We start from the raw sequence: 21784 nt of genomic DNA on the forward strand, positions 1-21784 counted from the left end.
GCTCCATAGCCCATCCAAATGCGACGCGAAACCAGATTGCCGTCGCATTGCAGCATTTGCATCTCCGCACGCAGTTCGCGAACCCCGACTTGCTTTCAACACGTGGTCGTCGGATTGTAGGATATGACATTCGCCGCCAAACCAGATCCGCTGAATCTCGCCGACCTGCTCGCCTTCTATGCCGAAGCCGGAGCGGACGAAGCCTTGGTCGAGGAAGCCGTGGATCGCTTCGCAGAAAATGCGAAGCCGGTCCCGCCAGCGCCGTTGCAGGCAAGAACTCCGAGCGTCTCGCCGGTCGCGCAGCCGCCCGAGTTACGACCATCCACGGCGCCGGAACGAAATGCAGTTCCGCAACCGCGCCCGCCAGCCGTAGCTGCAGTGCCCGATGAAGGCCAGGCGGCACTTGCGCGTGAACTGGCCGATGGTGCCGCCACCCTGGACGAGCTTCGTCAACGCATGGCGGCGTTCGAGGGCTGCAACCTGAAACTGACGGCCAAGAACCTCGTTTTCGCCGATGGCAACCCGCAAGCCTCTGTAATGCTGGTAGGGGAAGCGCCAGGCCGTGACGAGGACCTCGAGGGCCTGCCCTTCGTCGGTAAGTCCGGCCAGCTTCTCGACCGCATCCTTGCCGCCATCGGGCTTGACCGAACGACCGTCTACATCGCCAACATCATTCCGTGGCGGCCGCCCGGCAACCGCGCGCCGACACCGCACGAAACCGAAATCTGCCGGCCCTTCATCGAGCGACAGATCGAGTTGGTCGATCCCAAGCTCCTGGTCACGCTCGGGGGCTCTTCGGCAAAGGCGCTCTTTCATACCACGGATGGGATACTGAGGCTTCGCGGCGGCTGGCGGACCTATACGATGCGGTCGGGCATCACCATTCCTGCCATGCCGACGCTTCATCCGGCTTATCTCCTGAGGAGCCCCGCGCATAAAAAACTTGTGTGGCGGGACTTCCTTGAAGTGAAGGCCAGGCTCCGAACACTCAACCCTGAGGCGGTGTGAGCTTCCTGGCCGCACCCCGCTCGAGCCCCAGGCGCTGTTCACGCCAGATGATGAAGATGCCGGCGGCAACGACAATCACTCCGCCGACCAGCATATGGGCAGTCGGCATGTCGCCGAACGCGAAATAGCCGACTGCAATGGCGAGGATCATCGACGTATATTCGAAGGGTGCCACCGTCGACAGCAGCGCGTGTCGATAGGCTTCCGTCATCAAGAGCTGAGCTATTCCGCCACAGAGGCCGGCGCCGGAAAGGCATACCATCTGGGTGACCGTCAGCGAGGCCCAGCCGAACGGATAGGTCAAAAGCGAGAGGATCGTTGCGGTCAGCGAAAACCACAAGACTATCGTGCCGGTCCTTTCGGTGCGGACGAGGCTGCGCACGAGGATTGCTGCCAGCGCCGATACCGCAGCCGCAGCAAGTGCGGCAAGGACGCCGATCGCCTCCTCATTTCCCAGCGGAGTGCCCCCGCTGAGCAGGGTCAATTTTGGCCAGGAGATAATGAAGACGCCGATCAATCCAACGATGACGGCGCTCCAGCGAAAAAAGCGAACGGCTTCGCCGAGGAAGACGGCGCTGAAGACGACGACCAGCAGCGGTTGCGCATAGTTGAGCGTGATTGCCTCCGGCAGGGGCAGCCGCGTCAGGGCAAAGAAACCGAGCCCCATCGAGAGGACGCCGACCACGCCGCGTGCGATGTGGTTGAGTGGACGTTCCGTCTGAAATGCCGTCCTTAACTCATTGCGGAAACCCAGAAAGATCAGGATCGGCAACATGGCGAAAAATGAGCGGTAGAAGACGATCTGCCCTGCCGGCAACGGCCCCGCCGCCTTTATCAGCGATGACATCGCAACAAATATAGCCACCGACGAGACCTTGAAGGCTATGCCGGTCAATGGGCGGTTGGCAGAGATGCCCGACTGTGCCTTCACTTTGCGGCAACCGTAGCGCGCATGGCCGCTTCCGGGATGACGATGATCATAGTTGGTCCGCAAGGCAAGAGGGAGAGATGCAAGGCCGAATACGCCTCTGCGGCAGTTTTGCCGACAGCGTGTTTCGTGTAAAGAGCACCTCTTTGCTCATTGCTGGGCCAGACATAACAGCCTGGGCGAGATGGCATAAAAAAACGACGGGGAAGTCAGAATATGCGTACAGATACCGGGCAGGTGTTCCGGCTCGAAGACTACCGTGCGAGCGACTACCTTATCCCCCTGACCGGTCTCACCTTCCGGCTCTCCCCCGGCCGGACCGTCGTCATTGCCGAGTTGACGATAGAGCGTAGCGATGCCGCTCGGGGAAATCCCCCACTCATTCTGGACGGCGACGGGCTGAAGCTAACCCGGCTGAAAATCGACGGGAAATCCGTCGATCCATCGGCTTACGAAGCCAGCTCCGACCGCCTGGTCATTGCCGAGCCTCCGAACGCGGAAAGATTCCAGCTTCTCGTCGAAACGGAGATCGCGCCATCGCAAAATACGGAGCTGATGGGACTTTATCGCTCGAACGACGTCTATTGCACGCAATGCGAGGCGGAAGGCTTTCGGCGCATCACCTATTTCCTCGACCGTCCGGACATCCTTTCCGTCTACACGGTGCGTATCGAAGCCGAACGCGCGGAGGCGCCGCTGCTGCTGGCCAACGGCAACCCGATGGAGAGTGGCGACCTTGGGTCGGGCCGGCATTTTGCCGTGTGGCATGATCCGTTTCCGAAGCCATCCTACCTTTTCGCGCTGGTCGCCGGCGATCTCGGCCATATCGAGGATCGCTTCGTCACCGCCTCGGGCCGGCAGGTGGCGCTTACGGTCTATGTGGAGCGCGGCAAGGAAAAGCTGGCGACCTATGCGATGGATGCGCTGAAGCGCTCGATGCGCTGGGACGAAGAGATGTTCGGGCGGGAATACGATCTCGAGGTCTTCAACATTGTCGCGGTTTCGGATTTCAACATGGGCGCGATGGAGAACAAGGGACTGAATGTCTTTAACGACAAGTATGTCCTGGCCAACGAGGAAACGGCAACGGATGCCGACTTCGCCAATATCGAGGCGATCATCGCCCATGAATATTTCCACAATTGGACTGGAAACAGAATCACTTGCCGCGACTGGTTTCAGCTTTGCCTGAAGGAAGGCCTGACCGTCTACCGGGACCATGAATTCTCCGCCGACCAGCGCTCGCGCGCCGTGAAGCGCATCGCAGAGGTGAGAACGCTGCGCGCCCACCAGTTTCCGGAAGACCAGGGACCGCTGGCCCATCCCGTGCGGCCACGGCGCTACCGCGAAATCAATAATTTCTACACGGCGACCGTCTACGAAAAGGGCTCCGAGGTCGTGCGCATGATCCGCACGCTGCTTGGCGCGGAGCAGTTCCGCCAAGGCATGGACCTCTACTTTGAGCGCCATGACGGACAGGCGGCGACAATCGAAGACTTTCTGAAAGTCTTCGAAGACGTATCAGGGCGCGACCTTTCGCAATTCTCGCTCTGGTATCATCAGGCAGGAACACCCAACGTTGCGGTAAAGACCGCGCACAATGCGGCGACGCAGGAATTTATCCTCGAAATCGAACAATCCGTGCCGCCGACGCCGTCTGAAAGCCGCAAGCGCCTCATGCATATTCCGCTTGCCTTCGGGCTGGTCGGACCGGACGGCAAGGACATGCCTTATAGCGATGTGGACGGCGCGAACGTGGAGAACGGCGTCATCCATCTGCGCAAGCGCCGCCATGTCGTGCGCTTCTCCGGTATCGCGCAGCGCCCGGCGGCTTCGCTGAACCGTGGCTTTTCCGCGCCTATCACATTTTCGGTGGCGCAGCGGCCCGAGAACCAGTTCTTCCTCGCCCGCCACGACAGCGATCCGTTCTGCCGTTGGGAAGCGTTCAACGCGCTCCAGACAGAAGCGCTGATTGCGGCCTCTCGCAACGCTTTTGGCGGCAAGGCGGCTGAGTTCAAGGGAGAGCTCGTGGAACTCGCCGGGGCGATTGCCGGAGACGAAACGCTGGAGCCCGCCTATCGCGCGCTGGCGTTGACGCTGCCTGGTGAAGCCGACATCGCGCGCGACATCGGCACCAACATCGATCCAGACGCGATATTTGCCGCCAGAGAGGCGCTGACAATTGCCATCGCGACAAGCAATCGAGAAAGTTTTTCAGCGCTTTACGCCGGGTTGCGCACCGAAGTCCCCTTCAGCCCCGACGCTGCAAGCGCCGGGCGCCGCGCGCTGCGCAATACGCTTCTCGACTTTCTCGCCGCGCTCCGGGATGGAGCCCCGCTTGCCGCCAGTCATTTCAAGACGGCGACAAACATGACCGATCGAGCGGCGGCACTTAGGGTCCTTTCCCATCGTCACCCCGGCTCACCAGAAGCGGTCGATGCCTTGGCAACGTTCGACGCCCGATATCGTTCGGATGCGCTTGTCATGGACAAGTGGTTGATGATCCAAGCATCGACGCCTGGCCCCGGCGCTGTGGATCTGGTTCGTTCATTGCTCGACCATCCAGCCTTCTCGATGGCCAATCCCAATAGGGTACGCGCTCTGATCGGTACCTTCGCCACCGGAAACCAGACCGGTTTTCACCGTCCGGATGGCGCTGGATATCGGTTGGTCGCGGAAACCGTGCTTGCCCTCGAAAAGCAGAACCCGCAGGTCGCCGCTCGGCTGGCGACCGCGTTTCGCTCATGGCGCGCGCTCGAGCCAGGCAGGCAAGAGAAGGCACGCGAGGCGTTGCTGACGATCAGCGCGGCGAGCGGACTGTCGACGGATGTGCGTGACATCGTGGAGCGCACGCTTGCCTGACCTTCCACACGCCTGATTCAGCCTAAATCGCCATCTTTTTGGCGCCGCCTCTGGACAACGCGAATCACCTCTGATTCCTTATGGATGATTCGGATGTGCGGTGTTGCCGGATCGCTAATGAAAAGGTTGGGGAGCCTGTCTATGGCGAAGACGGACGCGTGGGGCGCGCCCGAGGGGACGGCATTTGTGCAACGCAGGGCCAATGGCCTTGCGGGAACGGCACGGATCATCGCCGAGCCCGCCTATAGGCGGCTTCTTGCCGCGGAGCCCCTCCTGCGGCGTTCGATCCCGGTTCTGATCGTCATTTTTTTGGCGGTGGTCGCGGCGGCTCGCTTTCTTTCGCTGATGGCCTGGCATGACGATGTCGAGCGCAATGCCAAAGCCATTCTGAACCTTGGAGCCGGTCAGCTTGCCCATTCAATGATGGCTGATCCCCTCTCTGGAACGCCGACCGACATCGAAAGCCGCAATCTCCTGGAGCGCACGCTTCAGCGAGGCGCAATGAGCAGCCGGCATGTCCTCGCTATTACCGACGACGCTTTCAAGGTGGTAGCCACCTCGCCAGGCTCCGTCGAATGGACCGGCAAGGCTCTTGACGGCATCGTCTCCGGCGGACAGCCCCTGTTCATGTTCGGCGAGCGGGCCGGTGTCATGGATGTACGCATCGACGGACAAAAATGGTTAGCCGCCGTCAGCATGACGAAAGACGGGCGGGCTGCCGCCGCCATGATCGCGCAGAATGCAGTGTTCGCCGAATGGCGCAAGACCGCCTCTTTGAACATCACGCTTTTCGTGCTCACATCCGGCGTGCTGATCATCATCCTTTATGCCTATTTCAGCCAGGCGGCGCGAGCTCAAGCGGCCGACCGCATCTATCTCGAAGCCCATGAGCGGATCGACCTGGCGCTGGTGCGCGGCCGCTGCGGCTTGTGGGACTGGGACATGGTGCGCGGCAAAATGTTCTGGTCGCGCTCCATGTACGATATGCTCGGCTACGCACCCTGCGAGGACATGCTTTCCTTCGGCGAGGTCGATGACATCATTCATCCGGATGACGGGGACCTGTTCCAACTGGCCAATAAGATCGTCGCTCGCGAGATCGATCAAATCGATCAGGTCTTTCGCATGCGCCACGCGGATGGGCGGTGGGTATGGGTGCGCGCCCGTGCACAGGTCATCGATCCCGACGCGCCGGAAATTCAGCTCATCGGCATCGCGGTGGACGTGACCGAGCAGCGTCATCTGGCACTGCGTTCGGAGGCCGCCGACATGCGGCTTCGCACCGCGATCGAAAATATCAACGAATCCTTCGTGTTGTGGGATGCCAAGCAGTGCCTGGTGATGTGCAACTCCAAATATCAGCAGGATAACGGCCTCTCTGATCGCGATGTGATGCCCGGTAGGCCGCGGCATGAGATCGAAGCCCGCATGAATGCCTATGCCTCGGAACGCCGGCTTGCCAACGCAAGTGGCCGGCGCGGCGGCGCGACCTACGAGCGCCAGCTTGCGGATGGGCGCTGGCTGCAGGTCAATGACCTGACGACGCGTGATGGCGGCATGGTTTCGGTTGGTTCCGACATCACCCAGATCAAACAACATCAGGACAAGCTGGTCGACAGCGAGCGACGCCTGATGGCGACCATCCACGACCTGAGCGTGGCGCGGCGTGCCGAGCAGGAGCGAGCCCGCGAACTCGTCGAACTCAACAAGAAGTACATGAAGGAGACCGAACGCGCGGAAGCCGCCAATCGGGCCAAGTCCGAATTCCTGGCAAACATGTCCCATGAGCTTCGCACGCCGCTCAACGCCATCATCGGCTTCTCAGAACTGATGGAATCGGGCTTGTTCGGCCCCCTCGGCTCGGAACGTTATGAGGAATACGCCAGCGACATACTCAGCAGCGGCAAATACCTGCTCGGTGTCATCAACGACATTCTCGATATGTCGAAAATCGAGGCCGGACAGTTCTCGATTGAAAGAGAAGAGATAAATCTGTGTCCGCTGATCCGCGAGACGGTACGGGTAATTTCACTGCAGGCGGCCCAGAAGTCGATCACGGTAGAGACACAGATCGCCGACTCCATGACGCTCTTCGCCGACAGGCGCGCGGTCAAGCAGATCGTCATCAATCTCTTGTCCAATGCCGTCAAGTTCACCGGCGAAGGCGGCCATATCTCGCTGCGGGCGCGTCACGTCTCGGGTGCATTGATGATCACCATCGAAGACAATGGCTGCGGCATCCCCAAGGCGGCGCTGAGCAAGCTTGGGCGTCCCTTCGAGCAGGTCCAAAACCAATTCTCAAAGAACCACACGGGTTCGGGCCTTGGGCTGGCAATCTCGCGTTCGTTGGCACAACTGCACGGCGGCGCCATGAAAATTCGCTCGACCGAGGGGGTCGGGACGATCGTGGCGGTGCGGATTCCAGTGCGCAAGCCACCCAGGACGCTCAAAAAGGCCGCCTGACCAGTAAATTGACAGGCTGAAGGATATCCCGTTTGAGGCGTCAGGCCCGAGCTCCTCGAAGCAGACGGTCGAAGTGGGCACGCACCCTCAGGGCGGTTTCCTTGACATGTGCCTCCAGCACGCTGAAATCGGGGAGATCCGTCGCCCGCAGTAACAAATCCAGCAGACCTGGAGGGGCATCCGTCCGTTCGAAAGCACCAGTCAGGCAAAGCCGTATCATTTGAGTCAGTGCCTGATAGAGGGCATAGGCATCGACGAGTTCCTGCCTGAGTTGCGCATCGGCGAAATCTGGCGCAAGCCGAGCGAGGATTTCCGCCGTGCTGGTGGTGTGGTGGTCATCAGCCTGTCGCGTCAGCACGGCGACCTGAGCAATAAATTCAAGATCGATCAGCCCGCCCGCAATCAGTTTGATCTCCCAAAGATCGCGCGGAGGCTTTTCCGCGGCGATCATGTCGCGCATGTCCGCGGCCTTTCTGGAAACCTCGCTGCCGCTTCTCGGCAATGCGAGAATGGCTTCAACCTCCGTTTCAACCGCAGCGCAGAGTGCCCCATCGCCGGCAACTGCGCGCGCGCGCGTCAGTGCCATATGCTCCCATGTCCAGGCTTCTTCCCGCTGATATTTCCGGAAAGCGTCGATATGGGTTGCGACCGGTCCCTTGTTGCCCGACGGCCGCAACCGAAGATCGAGTTCATAGAGAACGCCTTCGGCGGTAGGCGCCGAAACCGCAGCGATCAGCCGTTGGGTAAGCCTCGTATAATAATGCGACGGAGCCAATGGTTTCTCGCCGTCCGATTCCTCGGCGTCCGCATCATGGTCGTAAAGAAGGATCAAATCGACGTCCGAGCCAGCAGTCAGTTCGCGGCTTCCGAGCTTGCCCATGCCTAGTATCGCCACCCTGCCGCCGGCGACCGTGCCATGCCGCACCGCGAACTGCTCGATGACCGCGTCAAGTGCGGCACCGATCGTCAGATCGGCCAGATCGGAAAATGCCTTGCCAGCCCGGCTCGCATCGATCGAACCGGCCAGCAGACGCACCCCGATCAGAAACTTCTGTTCGGCAGCAAATATGCGTAATCGATCGAGTGTCTCCTCGTAGGTTCGTCCTGCATCCAATAACGCCGAGAGACGATCAGCCAGATAGGCTTTGTCCGGCAATTCAGTCAGCAGAGCCGGGTCGAGCAATCCATCGAAGACGTGCGGGCGCCTTGTAATGATGGCGGCAAGCCGAGGAGCAGCCCCCATGATCGTTGCAAGCAGCCTCAAAAGCGCGGGATTCGAGCGAAGCAGCGAAAAAAGCTGAATTCCCGCCGGCAGACCGGCCAGGAATTCGTCGAACCGCATCAGCGCTTCGTCGGCACGTCGCGTCTCGCCGAAAGCCTCGAGGAGCGCCGGTGTCAGTTCCGTCAGTCTCTCGCGTGCCTCAGCCGACTGTGTCGCGCGATAACGCCCGAAATGCCAACTGCGGATCACCCGGCAAATGTCGCTCGGGCGCCCAAACCCCAGTCCGTGCAGCGTCTTCAGCGTGTCGGGGTCGTCCACATCACCGGTGAACACGAGATTGCCGACACCTGACGACAGCTCCGGGGCGGTCTCGAATAGAGCTGCATAATGTTGCTCGACTTCCTGCAGCGCGGAGCGGAAGCTTTCGGCAAACCGATTGCCGTCGGCGAAGCCAAGCAGCCTCGCGACGCGTTCCAGGCCCTCATCGTCTTCCGGCAAGACATGCGTTTGTTCATCCGCCACCATTTGGATCGCATGTTCGACCCGGCGCAAAAACCAGTACTGTCGAATAAGAGCGTCTCGCGCCTCCGCCGTAATCCAGCCGCGTTCGGCAAGTTGTGCCAGCATCGGCACGGTCTCGCGCCCACGCAGTTCTGGAAAGCGGCCGCCGGCAATCAGTTGTTGCGTCTGAACGAAAAACTCGATCTCGCGTATGCCGCCACGGCCGAGCTTGACATTGTGGCCCTTCACCGCAATCTCGCCATGACCCTTATGGGCATGTATTTGACGTTTGATCGAATGAACGTCGGCGATCGCCGCAAAGTCCATGTATTTGCGCCAGATATAGGGCTGAAGCTCCTTGAGAAAGAGCTCGCCTGCCTTCACGTCGCCTGCAACCGCCCGCGCCTTGATCATGGCGGCCCGCTCCCAATTCTGGCCGCGGCTTTCGTAATAGAGCAAGGCTGCCTGCACTGGGATCGCCAACGGCGTCGAACCAGGGTCGGGACGCAGACGCAGATCGGTTCGAAACACATAGCCGTCTTCGGTACGGTCCTGGAGGATGCGCACCAGACGCCGGGTCAGGCGCGCGAACAAATCCGCCGCCTCGAGCGGCTCGACAACGGCTGGCGCCTGCGGCTCGAAAAACACCACAAGGTCGATATCGGACGAAAAGTTGAGCTCATGCGCGCCGAGCTTGCCCATGCCGAGCACGATCCAGCCGGAATTCTGCGCCGGATTGTCCGGATCAGGCAATTTCAGCTTGCCTTGCGAATGAGCCTCGCGCAGCAGGAAATTCACCGCCGCCTGTGTGCACGTCTGAGCCAGTTCGCTCAGCCTGCTTACCGTTACCGCGGTAGCGACTTCGCCGGCCAGATCGGAAAGCGCGATCAAAAAATGTGCTTCGAGCTTAAGCCGGCGCAGCGCAGTCATCAAAGAGCGCTCCGACACTTCATCGGCGAATGCCAATCCGCCGATCTCAGCCTGGATTCCGAGCAGACGCGCCTCTATCGGCTCGTCGAACAATGCATCCAGAATTTCGGGGCGTCGCCGCGCGCAATCGCGCATGAACGGCGAAAGATCGAGAACCGCGCCGACAAACGATGCCAGTTCGCTCTTTCCCGTAAGCATCCTGGCCAGTCGTGGAAAACCTTCGTCTCCAGCATTCGAGGCGATTTCCGCAAGCTCGCGCTCGGCGCAGCCATCGTCCAGAGGTACGAGAGTCGGAATGGGCTTTTCGAACCATCCGCCGTTTTTGCGCTTCTTCCCAACGCTTGCCGTCACTTCGCCGTCTCGTTTTGCGGAAAGGTCATCATGACGCATAATCCGGGATCGGCTGGCTTCAGATCAAGCCGTCCGCCATGAAATTTCATGATTGCCTTGGCGAGGCTGAGACCGAGCCCTGAACCAGGTTGCGTCCTGCTCTTTTCGAGACGCACGAAGCGCTCGGTCGCCCGCTGGCGATCAGCTTCGTCCGGGATGCCCGGCCCGTTGTCGGTGACACTCAGTTGGACCTCGCTTCCTTTTTGCTCCAGCAGCACCTGCACCGACGGCGCCTCAGTCGAGCCGGCCGAATATTTGATTGCATTGTCGACGATATTGGAAAGCGCCTGCCCGATCAGTTCCCGATTGCCGTCGACCGTAAAGGAATCGCCGATCGACACCGTCAGATCGACACCCGCCTCTTCCGCAGCCGGCTCGTAAAGCTCGGCAACATCGCGAACGGCCGCCCCAAGATCGACTTTTGACATAGTCTCGGCCGAATAGCCGGCTTCAAGTCGCGAAATCATCAGAATCGCGTTGAAGGTGCGAATGAGATGGTCCGATTCGGCGATCATCGCCTCCAGAGCCGCCCGATACTCCTGAGGCTCGCGCTGGCCGGACAGGGCGTTTTCGGCGCGATTTCTGAGACGCGTCAGCGGCGTCTTCAGATCGTGCGCAATATTGTCAGAAACCTGTTTTAGGCCTTCGTTAAGCTCGGCGATGCGCGCCAGCATGGTATTGAGATTTTCCGAAAGCCGATCGAATTCATCCCCTGCCCCCGTAACAGGCAACCGTCCGGTGAGGTCGCCGCCCATTATCCGGCGGCTTGCTACGGACACTTTGTCGATATGCTTCAGCGCCCTGCGCCCAACGAAATACCAGATCAGCAACGCGCCGATCCCCATCATCGCAAGGGCGAACATCAGGGCGCGTCTCACAACGTCGCGGAAACGCTCAGGCTCGCTGAGATCGCGTCCTACCAGCACAATCATTCGGTTCGGCAGTTTCAAGACAAGTGCAATAGCCTTGTGTCGCGGTTCAGGGCCCGGCCTGACGGAATCGCGAGTTCTCTCCTGGCTGGTGTCGCCAAAGCGCTGATAGGCGAAAGGCCGTTCCGTCCAGCCTTCGGTAGCGATAACGCCCGGCTCGAGGTTCTCGACATTGCCCGAGAGGATACGCCCGTTGGCATCGGCAATCAGATAAAGGTTAGCGCTTGGCTGACGGGAGCGTCGCTCGATCGTGCGCACCAGAAATGGCAGCCCGCCTCGTTGATACGCGCTGACAAGGCCTTGCGCTTCCTCGTTGATGGTCTCCATGGTCTGCGAGGTCAGCATACGTGCTGACAGCGATGTCATGTAGAACGCCAGAAGAACCGCACAGAGAGTGAAAAGAACGAGATAGAGTGCCGAAAGCCGTGCGGCGGTCGTCTTCAATACGGCAGGAAGCCTTGCCGCCATCCGTCACACGGCCTTGATCATGTAGCCTGCCCCGCGCACCGTATGCAGAATGGGACTGTCAAAACCCTTCTCGATCTTGCTCCGCAACCTTGAAACGTGAACGTCGATGACGTTCGTCTGCGGATCGAAGTGATAGTCCCACACGTTTTCCAGAAGCATTGTGCGTGTAACCACCTGCCCTGTATGACGCATGAGATATTCGAGCAGGCGAAATTCGCGGGGCTGAAGGATGATTTCCTGGCCGGCGCGCCGCACCGTATGGGACAAGCGATCAAGTTCCAAGTCGCCGATTCGGTAGACCGTTTCGACTTCCCGCGAACTGGCCCGTCTGTTCAGCACCTCGATGCGGGCCAGAAGCTCGGAAAACGCGTAAGGTTTCGTCAGATAGTCGTCACCGCCGGCACGCAGGCCGGTAACGCGATCGTCGACTTCCCCCAGCGCAGATAAAATAAGAACCGGCGTCGTATTGCCGCGCGAACGAAGCCCGGCAATGACAGAAAGTCCATCGCGCCTGGGCAGCATACGATCGATGATCATCACGTCGTACTCACCCGAGTCAGCCAGCACAAAGCCTGTTTCGCCGTCGCCGGCAATATGAGCGGTATGGCCGGCCTCGGCCAACGCCTTTTCCAGATAGTCCGCCGCCTCGCGATCATCTTCGATGACAAGAATCTTCATGCGTTCACTATACGCGATTTGGGCAGGTTCAACCGTGCTGGTTTCCATAAAGCTGTCTCCGACAAGGCATGGCAGCGGACTTGCAAGGCCCGCTGCCGCTGCAACCGGGTGCGCTCTAACGGAACGCCCCGCTTCTTTCCGAATCGACCGGCTGAAGGCAACGAATTCGCCGCTTCGGAAAATGTCGCGCTGATCAGCCCTTTTCGACCGGAAGAGCGACAAAGCGGTTGGTGTCGTCACGCGTGACCTGCACCAAAACAGCCTTGCGGCCAGCCTTGGCAGCCTCTGCCATTGCCTTGGTGACGTCGCCAGCGCCATTCACTTCCATGGAGTTCACCGAAGTGATGACGTCGCCTGCCTGTATGCCGCGGTCTGCGGCATCGCTGTCAGGGTCGACATCGGTCACGACCAGACCCTTGCCTTCCTCGGCAGGGGCAACGGTCAGACCAAGGTCCGCAAGCGAACTGGCCTGGTCATCGGGCGACGATTGCCCGTCGTTTGACGCCAGCTTGTCGGCTCCGGGAAGCTCGCCCAGGGTGAGCTTCATCGTTTCGGAAGCACCCTTGCGCCACACGGTAACATCGACGGAACTACCCGGCGCGAAACCGGCGATCATGCGGGCAAGCTCACGCGGCGAGGCGACGTCCTTGCTGTTAACCTTCGTGATTATGTCTCCGGCAACGATACCAGCCTCCTTGGCCGGACCATCGGCTTGTGAATCGGCAACGAGAGCGCCCTTGGCGTCGTCCAGGCCGAGCGATTCGGCAATTTCCTTGCTGACGGGCTGAATTTGCACACCCAGCCAACCGCGCTGCACGGTGCCGTCCTTCATCAGGTCTTCGACGACCGACTTTGCCGTGGAGGCCGGAATTGCGAAAGCAATACCCACATTGCCCCCCGACGGGGAGAAAATCGCCGTGTTGATTCCCACGACCTGGCCGCTGAGATTGAACGCCGGACCGCCTGAGTTTCCGCGGTTCACCGCCGCGTCGATCTGAATGAAATCGTCGTAGGGACCCGCGCCGATGTCACGACCGCGCGCCGAGACGATGCCGGCCGTAACCGTACCGCCGAGGCCGAACGGGTTGCCGACCGCAACGACCCAGTCGCCGACGCGAACCTTCGCGTCATCGGCAAAATCGACATAAGTGAACTTGCCGCCGTCTTCGACCTTCAGAACTGCAAGGTCCGTGCGAGCATCGGTACCTATAAGCTTGGCATCGAGCTCCCGGCCATCGTCGGTGACAACCGTGAAGGCCGAACCGCCTTCTACCACATGGTTGTTGGTGACAAGATAGCCATCTTCGGAAATGAAGAAGCCTGAACCCTGAGAGACCGCACGGGGACCCCGCTCGCGACGGCTGTGCCTTTCGCCATCACCACGGAACTGGCGGAAAAACCGCTTCATCGGGTGGTCATCAGGTAGATTGTCGAAGCCGCGCGGGCCTGAAAAGAAGTCCAGGCTGTCACTGGAAGCAGATTCGATCTTCGACTTGACGCGCACGCTCACGACAGCCGGAGAAACGCGTTCAACGACATCGGCGAAGCCGGGGGCCTCGGGAGCCTCTATGCGCACGGCCTCTGCGAAAACCGGCAAGGTTCCCGATGTGACAGCACCAAAGCCGATCGCGCCGGCAACGGCAACGGAAGCAGCAGCGGCCAAAAGCCGGCTGCGGGTCTTGGAAACGGGATTAGGAGAGACGGTCATTTTGCATATCCTCTTGTATGGGCGCGCTTGAACGCATGCTCATCCAAGAGATAGGAAACCCGACATTACGACGCTCTTTCCATGGAATGAAATTTTCGTAATGTTCCGGGCTCTGCTTGGCGCGAAGCGGGCCATGAATGGTCCGGCACTCCAACGCTTCAAGCCTTCGGGACGGCCAAGCAGACAAGACGGCGGCACGTCAGACGCTTTAAGTATCCTTGCGCAAGATAGCTTCCAGTTCGTCTTTTTCTTCGGCCGTCAGCTTCGCCACCTCGCCCCCGCGTTTTCTACGCGCCGCCCGGATCATGAATGCGCCGCCACAGAGCAGCAGTATTATCGGCGCTCCCCACAACAAGGCATTGCGCAAATTCAGGCGAGGCTTCAGCAAAACGAACTCGCCATATCGGGAGACGATATAATCCAGGACCTCTTTGTCGTTATCTCCCGCCACCAGCCGCTCACGCACGAGCACCCGCAAATCGCGCGCCAATTCAGCGTCCGATTCGTCGATCGACTGGTTCTGGCAGACCATGCAACGCAGTTCTTCCGACAGCAATCGCGCGCGATGCTCAAGCGCCGGGTCGCTCAGCACTTCATCCGGCTGCACGGCATAGGCACCATGACCGAGCATCAGCGCGCATAGAAGCGCGGCTAGCGCCGTGACGAACCGCCTGCTCATATCGCGGCCGGGCTTGTCTTGCCCTCCCCCTGTCGGGAGCGGCGGGACGGCGCGCCGACACGCAGGCGTCTATCCGTCAGCGACACGGCTCCGCCCACCATCATGACCAGCGCACCAAGCCAGATCAGCGTTACCATCGGCTTCCACCACAAGCGCACGACAACGCCACCGTCGGACGTTTCATCTCCCAGCGATATATAGAGCTGGCTGAAACCCATCGTCTTAATGCCGGCCTCGGTCGTGGGCATGCGTCTTGCGGGATAAAACCGCTTCGAAGATATGATTTGCGAGGAAGCGCTTCCATCTGTGCCGAGGAGTTCGAAGCGGCCGCGATCTTCGGTGAAATTCGGTCCCTGGAAAGGATGGAGTCTATCGAAACGAAGCGTATAGCCGGAAATATCGACGGTTTCGCCGGGCCGCATCGCCAGTATTTTTTCTGTCTCGAACGACACGACGCCGACAATGCCGAGCACGGAGAGGCCGACCCCAAGGTGTGCAAGGGCGGTCCCGAACATCGAGCGGGGCAAGCCTAGAAAGCGACGCAAGACAACGCCACTTGGAGCGCTGCCGACACCGGACTTCAGCGCCAGGTCTACCAAGGCACCCACGACGAGCCAGAAACCGAGCCCGATCCCGAGCGCAGCAAAGACGCTCGTACCATCGATGAATATCAACGTCGCCAGCACAGCAAGCAGCGCGGCAGCGAACGCCGCCATTAGCCTTTGCGCCGCGGCGTAGATATCGCCGCGCTTCCACGCCAAAAGCGGACCGAACGGAACGACAGCCAGCAGCGGAACCATCAGCGCCCCGAAGGTCAGATTGAAGAACGGCGCCCCCACCGAAATCTTGTCACCGGAAATAGCTTCCACAACCAGCGGGTAGAGCGTGCCGATCAAGACGGTGGCCGCGGCCGTCGTCAGAAAGAGATTGTTCAGTACCAGCGCGCCTTCGCGCGAAATCGGCTGGAACATGCCGCCGCTCGCCAGAGTTCCGGCGCGCAGTGCGAACAGCGCGAGAGAACCGCCGATGAACAGGATCAGGATGCACAGTATGAAAATGCCCCGGCTCGGATCGGTTGCGAAAGCATGCACCGACGTCAGCACTCCGGAGCGAACAAGGAATGTGCCCAGCAGCGAAAGCGAGAATGTCAGGATCGCCAGAAGCAGCGTCCAGATTTTCAGCGCAGACCGCTTTTCCATGACAATGGCCGAGTGAAGCAAAGCCGTACCAGCCAGCCACGGCATGAAGGAGGCATTCTCCACCGGATCCCAGAACCAGAATCCGCCCCAGCCGAGCTCATAGTAAGCCCAATAGGATCCCATCGCTATGCCGCCGGTCAGGAACACCCAGGCCGCCAACGTCCACGGCCGCACCCAGCGCGCCCAGGCCGCGTCGATCTTCCCTTCGATGAGCGCCGCCACCGCAAACGAAAAGCACACGGAAAAGCCAACATAGCCGAGATAGAGAAGTGGCGGATGGATGGCGAGCCCTACGTCCTGGAGGATCGGGTTCAGATCGCGCCCCTCGATGGGTGCTGGAACTAGGCGTGCAAACGGATTCGACGTTGCCAGCACGAACAGGAAAAAGGCAGCTCCTATCCAACCTTGCACCGCAAGCACGTTGGCCCGCAGCGTGGCCGGAAGATTGCTGCCAAATACGGCTACGAGCGATCCGAAAAACGTCAGGATCAGGATCCATAGCAGCATAGAGCCTTCATGATTTCCCCAGGTGCCGGTGATCTTGAAAAGCATGGGCTTCAGCGAATGCGAATTCTCCCACACATTCGCGACCGAGAAATCTGACTGCACATAGGCCATCGTCAGCACGGCAAACGAAAGCGCGGTGAGGACGAAGCCGGTTATCGCCACAGGCCCGCCCACGGCCATCAGGCGTTCATTGCCGATCCGGGCTCCTACCAAGGGCACGACAGACTGAACGAGCGCCAGGGCGAAGGCAAGAACGAGCGCGAAATGACCTGTTTCAACCATGGCGATGCAACTTGCCCATTTCAGTTTTCCTGCCAGACACCCTTGGCCTTCAGGCCGTCGGCGACCTCCTTCGGCATATAGGTTTCGTCGTGCTTGGCCAGCACGCTATCGGCAACGAATTCCCCACTCGGGTCGAAGCTGCCTTCGGTGATCACACCCTGATCCTCGCGAAACAGGTCAGGCAGAATCCCGCTATAGGTCACCTTGACCGATTTTTCGTGGTCGGTCACGGCAAAGCTCACTTCGGTCCCCTGCCCGCGTATAACGGTTCCCTTTTCGACCAACCCGCCCAACCGGATGCGCTGCCCAGGCTGAAGCGTTGCGGCCTGCAGATCGCCGGGCATGTAAAAATAGGATGCTTTCTGGCCGAGTGCGTAAAAGGTCAGAGCCGTCGCGGCGGCAAGGAACCCCGCGCCGGCTGCGATGATCGACAATCTCTTCTGCTTGCGCGTCATGCAAGTCACTCCGTCGCCGAAAGACCAAGGGTCGTTGCGAATTCGGCGAATTTCCGCCCGTCGTCGCTCGTCGCGCCCAACGCCGCAAGGCCCCGGTCGAGCGCCGCGCGCGCTTCGTCAGTCCTGCCAAGCACTACATAAGAGCGCACGAGACGCATCCAGCCCTCCGGATCGTTCGGGTTTTGGCGCAGCTTTTCGTCGAGCCCGGCCACCATCGTCTCGATCATGGCGTTTCTGTCTGCCGGCGCCATCGAGGCAGCGGCATCGATATCATCCGCAGTCGGGCCGGGTGCTCCTGTATCCCCGCTTGATGCGGCAATACGGTTCTTCATCTCGGCCAATGCCTGCCCGACGGGTTCTTTCCAAGGTGAATCATTGGGCAAGGCCGCCAGCATGGCCTCCCAGGCCTTGATCGCTTCAGCCGGCTTGCCATCCTGAACAAGGGCGGTCGCCAGATAGAATTTTGCCTTGGGCTGATCCTTGTCCAGTATCAGAGCTTGCTCGAAAGCGCGTTGCGCCTCGGCGGACACAACACCACCCCCGGCGTTTGTTAGAGCTTCGCCAAGCCCCGCTTCACGGATGGCGGTGGAGCCCTGCAGCCGGATCGCATTGCGATACGCCGTGACTGCCTCATCAAATCGGCCAAGTCTCGAATAGATCGGCGCCAGCACGTCCCATCCCCGGCCGTCTTGCGGATTGGCGGCGAGATGGCCTTCGGCCCGCGCGATCAGTTCGTCGACTGAGCTCTCGCTGGGATTTTGAGCGAGCCGCTCCTGCAAAGGTTGGGAAGGCAGGTCCGGCGATCCGATCGCCGCGTAAAGCCCCCAGCTAACCAGGGGAACGGCCAGAACCGCGACGGCGCCAAGGCTGCGCCCTATAAGCGGCAAGCTTTGAGTCTTTGCCGAGGGCGCATCGCCACCTGCCCTGATGATGCGCCGTGCAATCTCCGCTCGCGCCTGCTCCGCATCCTCCGGCCTGATCAGGCCGCGGGCCGCGTCACGATCAAGTTCCGCCAACTGGTCGCGATAGACCTCTATATCATGCGAGTTGTCGGCGAATTCGCTCTTTGGGCGGCTGGCCAATGGCAGCAAAACCGCCAAGCTGGCACCGAGTGTAAGCAGGGCGGCAACGAACCAGAAAACCATGCTCGTCTAAATAGCGCCAGCGAGGCTCTATGCCAACATGACTGACCTGCGGCTGATTGACGGAGGCAGTTCAGGTGAGTGGGGTCCAGCTACCATCCGTATTCCGGCAAGCCGTGCCCCTCGCACTCCGTGACTGACCGCCGGAGAATATGGTGTGCGTGTATTGCCGGCAGTCCTGCGACCCGACGCGATAGGGCTGCCCCGCCACCACCTGGCCGCCACGCGCCGATTGCTCGCTTTTCCACGAAACGGGCTGGCCACTTTGCGTGTATTCGAGGGCACGGTATTCCGCTTCCAGCGCTTTGCGGCGTTCGCGATCATCCAGGGCGCCACCGATCGGCCCGCCAATCAGACCGCCGCCCATCGCGCTGATGATCGTCGAGGCAACCTTGCCGTTGGCGGAACTTTCCTGGGTGCCGGCGAGGCCGCTTACGATAGAACCAGCTTTCGTGTTTCCCAGCCCAGTCGTCGTGCATCCCGTGACGGCCAGCAGTGCGGCAACCATCGCCACGCGAATAATCATGCTTCCCACCATTTTGCCCGACAATCAAAGACTTGGACGTCGCGTTAGTGTGGATATTTGGCCGAAATTTGGCCGCTCAGTTGCTACCTACAACAGAGTCTATTGCGCACTTCGCAGTTGCACAACCGCCCTTAACCCACCCATCGCCGACCTTTCCAGCAGGAACTTTCCGCCATATTCGTTCACGAGATCCGCAACGATCGCCAAACCTAGTCCTGTTCCGGGTTTGGTTTCGTCAAGACGCCTCCCGCGTTTCATCGCTTCCTTGGCCTTGTCCTCCGGAATCCCGGGCCCGTCATCCTCTATGGCGATCGAAAACCGCAAATCCGCTTTCTCCTGCTGAGCGCCGGTTTCCGCCGATATGCGAACCGTGCTTCTTGCCCACTTCATAGCGTTCTCCAGAAGATTCCCGAGAATTTCTTCCAGATCCTCACGCTCGCCCGCAAACAGGATTTCCGTTGTCGGCAACGTCACTATCATGCGCGTGCCGGGGTTCAGTTTTTCGATGACACGCGCCATTCGCCGAAGGAGCGGCAGGACTGGGGTGCGAAAGACCACGCTGTCACGCTGGGCCGCCACTCGCGCACGCTGAAGATAGTGTTCCACCTGCCCTTGCATGGCCGACGCCTGAACGGTGATCAGCTCGCCTTTTGCACCGCCCAGGGCGCGCGCCTCGTTCAGAAGAACGGCGAGTGGCGTTTTGAGTGAGTGCGCCAGATTTCCAACCTGGGTGCGCGACCGTTCGACGATGCGTCGGTTGTTTTCAATCAAGGCATTGGTCTCAGCGGCGAGTGGTTCGATCTCGGCGGGAAAGGTGCCATCCAGCCGATGAGCCCTGCCCTCGCGCACCATCGCCAGCGCCTCGCGAACCCGACCGAGAGGCCTCAGGCCTAGAAGGATGGCAAGCGCATTGATCGCAATCATCCCGAAGCCGAAAAGAGTGAGATAGGTCAGCAATCGTCGCTCGAAAACGCCGATCTCCTCTTCGAGTTCGCTGCGGTTGCCCATGACGCGAAAGCGCGCGATGCGGTTCTTGGTATCCAGCACGAATTCGCTTTCGAGAACTTCCAATTGTTCTCCCGCCGGGCCTTGTACAGAGTAACTGCGCTGGAACGCGCTATTGAACGCGATCTCGCTGACCGGCGGCGAAACGACCGCACGCGTCATCGACAAGGACCGCACGATTCCGCTCAAACCGGGCGAGACAGGCTCGACTGCCCAGTACCATCCTGAATTCGGCTCCGAGAATCTGAGATCTCCGAGATTTGGGGCGCCGGTCAGGATACCGGTTTCCGAAACGCCCACCGATCCGATCAGGTTGAACAGATGCGCCGACAGGAGGCTTTCAAAGCCTCGTTCGCTGGTCTGGCGATAAAGTGCAGCAATCACCGTGTAAATGACAATGAGCGCTACGATCGCCCACACGGTGGAAAATGCGACGACGCGAAATGCCAGCGAACGTGGGGCGAGCCTCATCGCTTACGACCACTTGCTGTCGTGACCGCCACAGCGGTTTGCGTCACGCGTCCGGCTCACGCATTCGGTATCCCATACCCCGCACGGTCTCGATCATGTCGATTCCCATCTTCTTGCGCAGCCGCCCGACAAAGACTTCGATCGTGTTGGAATCGCGGTCGAAATCCTGGTCGTAAAGGTGCTCGACAAGTTCGGTCCGCGACACGACCTCGCCCATGTGATGCATCAGATAGGCAAGCAGCCTGAATTCATGCGAAGTCAGCTTGAGGGGCACTCCATCGACATCAGCCTTCGAAGCCTTGGTGTCGAGCCGCAGCGGGCCGCATGAAAGTTCTGACGACGCGTGACCCGCAGCCCGCCTTATCAGCGCCCGCACCCGTGCCAACACCTCCTCGATATGGAACGGCTTGGTCACGTAATCATCGGCGCCGGCATCTATTCCCGACACCTTGTCGCTCCACCTGTCACGCGCGGTCAGGATCAGCACCGGCATTTTTCGGCCGTCACGACGCCAGCGCTCCACGACGCTGATGCCGTCGATCTGAGGCAGGCCGATATCCAGAACCACCGCATCATAAGGTTCGGTATCGCCGAGAAAGTGTCCTTCCTCGCCGTCGAACGCTCGGTCCACGACATAGCCGGCGTCCACCAGGGCGTCCGAAACCTGGCGATTCAGTTCCTTGTCGTCTTCAACCACCAGTATGCGCATGCGGCAGAACCTGTTGTCGGAATCAAAGCCTGATATAGGCCGATTCCGGCAGATGGCGAAATGGTCCAGCCACCGCTCAGCCTTGAGGAACGACGAATTCCGCGCGCCGTGGACGCTCGCCATCCTTGCCGGGAACCAGAACGACGATTACGCAAACCGGCTGGCCACCTTGCGTGGAGGGGCTGGCCTTGGCCAACGTTCCGCCGTTTTGGGCAGCGACCTGTTGGCCGATGGCATAGCAGTCCGCCGACACCCTCACCACAGGGCTCGGCGGCGAAAATCCAGGTGCGCTTACCGGCGCCGCAAACGCCTGCGGCACAAGCAGCAGAACAGCGCAAAGCACAGTTGTTGCAGTCCGGAGAAGTGTGTTTGGCGTTTTCATAGCGTTTGTCTTAACCGATCGCTGCTGAACGCGAAATGAATGGATAAACAAACACATGCTTTCGCGCACAAGTCAAAGCTACTGTGGTGGATTTCCGGCCGATAGCGGGCGCCCTACGCGATCCTGTTCCTTGCCAGAAGCCGACCGACAACGGCGCCGGCGCCTGCCAGCGCAGAGACAAGCTGCAATGCGGTGTCCAGGAGTGCCGCTTGATCCACGTCGTCGATCGGCACGCCGATCAGTCCGCCCGATGCCGAAAGCACCGCGATCAGTGCGGCCCATATCGTACGCGACATATACCAGGGTTTGTCGGCGACCATTGCCGTCTCCTTCATCGACT

17 protein-coding genes are annotated in these 21784 nt (G+C 60.2%); 3 read left to right on the top strand and 14 right to left on the bottom strand.

Annotated features, from left to right (window positions below):
* Positions 1 to 123 precede the first annotated feature (123 nt).
* Positions 124 to 1008 (top strand): uracil-DNA glycosylase, encoded by an 885-nt coding sequence (locus tag ACLKMW_RS18825; RefSeq protein ID WP_415726037.1) that lies wholly within the window; start codon positions 124 to 126, stop codon positions 1006 to 1008.
* Here the strand turns inward: ACLKMW_RS18825 and ACLKMW_RS18830 are convergent.
* Positions 989 to 1939 carry a DMT family transporter gene (locus tag ACLKMW_RS18830; protein ID WP_415726038.1) on the bottom strand — a complete coding sequence of 317 codons (951 nt, stop codon included), beginning with the start codon at positions 1937 to 1939 and terminating at the stop codon, positions 989 to 991. The two genes, ACLKMW_RS18825 and ACLKMW_RS18830, sit on opposite strands and share 20 nt — an antisense overlap.
* Before the next feature lie 213 nt (positions 1940 to 2152).
* On the opposite strand from ACLKMW_RS18830, the gene pepN reads away from it, so the two are divergent.
* Both pepN and ACLKMW_RS18840 read left to right on the top strand, forming a co-directional pair.
* Positions 2153 to 4798 (top strand): aminopeptidase N, encoded by a 2646-nt coding sequence (gene pepN, locus ACLKMW_RS18835; protein ID WP_415726039.1) that lies wholly within the window; start codon positions 2153 to 2155, stop codon positions 4796 to 4798.
* 141 nt (positions 4799 to 4939) lie between these two features.
* The gene (locus tag ACLKMW_RS18840) at positions 4940 to 7261 is read left to right on the top strand and encodes a PAS domain-containing sensor histidine kinase (protein WP_415726040.1); all 2322 of its coding nucleotides are present in this window, start codon (positions 4940 to 4942) and stop codon (positions 7259 to 7261) included.
* Positions 7262 to 7301: 40 nt separating this feature from the next.
* On the opposite strand, the gene ACLKMW_RS18845 is transcribed toward ACLKMW_RS18840, so the two are convergent.
* From ACLKMW_RS18845 to ACLKMW_RS18905, 13 genes are all read right to left on the bottom strand, one after another.
* Positions 7302 to 10265: a bifunctional [glutamine synthetase] adenylyltransferase/[glutamine synthetase]-adenylyl-L-tyrosine phosphorylase gene (locus ACLKMW_RS18845; protein WP_415726041.1), complete on the bottom strand. Its 2964-nt coding sequence runs from the start codon at positions 10263 to 10265 to the stop codon at positions 7302 to 7304.
* Positions 10262 to 11701, bottom strand: coding sequence for a sensor histidine kinase (locus ACLKMW_RS18850; protein ID WP_415726042.1), 1440 nt, complete (start codon positions 11699 to 11701; stop codon positions 10262 to 10264). Before ACLKMW_RS18850 ends, ACLKMW_RS18845 begins: the two co-directional genes overlap by 4 nt.
* A 3-nt stretch (positions 11702 to 11704) precedes the next feature.
* Positions 11705 to 12379: a response regulator transcription factor gene (locus ACLKMW_RS18855; RefSeq protein ID WP_415726043.1), complete on the bottom strand. Its 675-nt coding sequence runs from the start codon at positions 12377 to 12379 to the stop codon at positions 11705 to 11707.
* A gap of 193 nt (positions 12380 to 12572) precedes the next feature.
* A complete protein-coding gene (locus ACLKMW_RS18860; protein ID WP_415726044.1) occupies positions 12573 to 14087 on the bottom strand; it encodes a Do family serine endopeptidase in 1515 nt (504 codons plus the stop codon).
* A gap of 208 nt (positions 14088 to 14295) precedes the next feature.
* Positions 14296 to 14766, bottom strand: a complete 471-nt coding sequence (locus ACLKMW_RS18865; RefSeq protein ID WP_415726045.1) for a cytochrome c-type biogenesis protein — start codon at positions 14764 to 14766, stop codon at positions 14296 to 14298.
* On the bottom strand, positions 14763 to 16754 hold the full coding sequence (locus ACLKMW_RS18870) for a heme lyase CcmF/NrfE family subunit (RefSeq protein WP_415726046.1): 1992 nt from the start codon (positions 16752 to 16754) through the stop codon (positions 14763 to 14765). The genes ACLKMW_RS18865 and ACLKMW_RS18870 overlap by 4 nt, the downstream gene beginning before the upstream one ends.
* Positions 16755 to 16774: 20 nt before the next feature.
* On the bottom strand, positions 16775 to 17209 hold the full coding sequence (gene ccmE, locus ACLKMW_RS18875) for a cytochrome c maturation protein CcmE (RefSeq protein ID WP_415726047.1): 435 nt from the start codon (positions 17207 to 17209) through the stop codon (positions 16775 to 16777).
* Positions 17210 to 17214: 5 nt separating this feature from the next.
* Positions 17215 to 18354 carry a c-type cytochrome biogenesis protein CcmI gene (gene ccmI, locus ACLKMW_RS18880; RefSeq protein ID WP_415726048.1) on the bottom strand — a complete coding sequence of 380 codons (1140 nt, stop codon included), beginning with the start codon at positions 18352 to 18354 and terminating at the stop codon, positions 17215 to 17217.
* A 70-nt stretch (positions 18355 to 18424) separates the two neighbouring features.
* Entirely contained in the window at positions 18425 to 18877 is a 453-nt protein-coding gene (locus ACLKMW_RS18885; protein WP_415726049.1) for a hypothetical protein, read from the bottom strand.
* A gap of 99 nt (positions 18878 to 18976) precedes the next feature.
* Positions 18977 to 20353: an ATP-binding protein gene (locus ACLKMW_RS18890; RefSeq protein WP_415726050.1), complete on the bottom strand. Its 1377-nt coding sequence runs from the start codon at positions 20351 to 20353 to the stop codon at positions 18977 to 18979.
* 43 nt (positions 20354 to 20396) lie between these two features.
* The gene (locus ACLKMW_RS18895; protein WP_415726051.1) at positions 20397 to 21062 is read right to left on the bottom strand and encodes a response regulator transcription factor; all 666 of its coding nucleotides are present in this window, start codon (positions 21060 to 21062) and stop codon (positions 20397 to 20399) included.
* A gap of 76 nt (positions 21063 to 21138) precedes the next feature.
* Positions 21139 to 21444 carry a hypothetical protein gene (locus ACLKMW_RS18900; protein WP_415726052.1) on the bottom strand — a complete coding sequence of 102 codons (306 nt, stop codon included), beginning with the start codon at positions 21442 to 21444 and terminating at the stop codon, positions 21139 to 21141.
* A 113-nt stretch (positions 21445 to 21557) separates the two neighbouring features.
* The gene (locus ACLKMW_RS18905; RefSeq protein WP_415726053.1) at positions 21558 to 21764 is read right to left on the bottom strand and encodes a hypothetical protein; all 207 of its coding nucleotides are present in this window, start codon (positions 21762 to 21764) and stop codon (positions 21558 to 21560) included.
* Positions 21765 to 21784 lie beyond the last annotated feature (20 nt).

It is taken from the genome of Borborobacter xinjiangensis (genome assembly GCF_047739745.1).
Lineage (GTDB): Bacteria > Pseudomonadota > Alphaproteobacteria > Rhizobiales > Rhizobiaceae > Pseudaminobacter.

Coding starts and splice junctions, on each gene's coding strand:
- ACLKMW_RS18870 (WP_415726046.1), bottom strand. CDS start 16,754: ATGGTTGAAACAGGTCATTTCGCGCTCGTTCTTGCCTTCGCCCTGGCG.
- ACLKMW_RS18885 (WP_415726049.1), bottom strand. CDS start 18,877: ATGATTATTCGCGTGGCGATGGTTGCCGCACTGCTGGCCGTCACGGGA.
- ACLKMW_RS18825 (WP_415726037.1), top strand. CDS start 124: ATGACATTCGCCGCCAAACCAGATCCGCTGAATCTCGCCGACCTGCTC.
- ACLKMW_RS18900 (WP_415726052.1), bottom strand. CDS start 21,444: ATGAAAACGCCAAACACACTTCTCCGGACTGCAACAACTGTGCTTTGC.
- ACLKMW_RS18865 (WP_415726045.1), bottom strand. CDS start 14,766: ATGAGCAGGCGGTTCGTCACGGCGCTAGCCGCGCTTCTATGCGCGCTG.
- ACLKMW_RS18855 (WP_415726043.1), bottom strand. CDS start 12,379: ATGAAGATTCTTGTCATCGAAGATGATCGCGAGGCGGCGGACTATCTG.
- ACLKMW_RS18890 (WP_415726050.1), bottom strand. CDS start 20,353: ATGAGGCTCGCCCCACGTTCGCTGGCATTTCGCGTCGTCGCATTTTCC.
- ccmI (WP_415726048.1), bottom strand. CDS start 18,354: ATGGTTTTCTGGTTCGTTGCCGCCCTGCTTACACTCGGTGCCAGCTTG.
- ACLKMW_RS18850 (WP_415726042.1), bottom strand. CDS start 11,701: ATGGCGGCAAGGCTTCCTGCCGTATTGAAGACGACCGCCGCACGGCTT.
- ACLKMW_RS18840 (WP_415726040.1), top strand. CDS start 4,940: ATGGCGAAGACGGACGCGTGGGGCGCGCCCGAGGGGACGGCATTTGTG.
- ccmE (WP_415726047.1), bottom strand. CDS start 17,209: ATGACGCGCAAGCAGAAGAGATTGTCGATCATCGCAGCCGGCGCGGGG.
- ACLKMW_RS18860 (WP_415726044.1), bottom strand. CDS start 14,087: ATGACCGTCTCTCCTAATCCCGTTTCCAAGACCCGCAGCCGGCTTTTG.
- pepN (WP_415726039.1), top strand. CDS start 2,153: ATGCGTACAGATACCGGGCAGGTGTTCCGGCTCGAAGACTACCGTGCG.
- ACLKMW_RS18905 (WP_415726053.1), bottom strand. CDS start 21,764: ATGGTCGCCGACAAACCCTGGTATATGTCGCGTACGATATGGGCCGCA.
- ACLKMW_RS18895 (WP_415726051.1), bottom strand. CDS start 21,062: ATGCGCATACTGGTGGTTGAAGACGACAAGGAACTGAATCGCCAGGTT.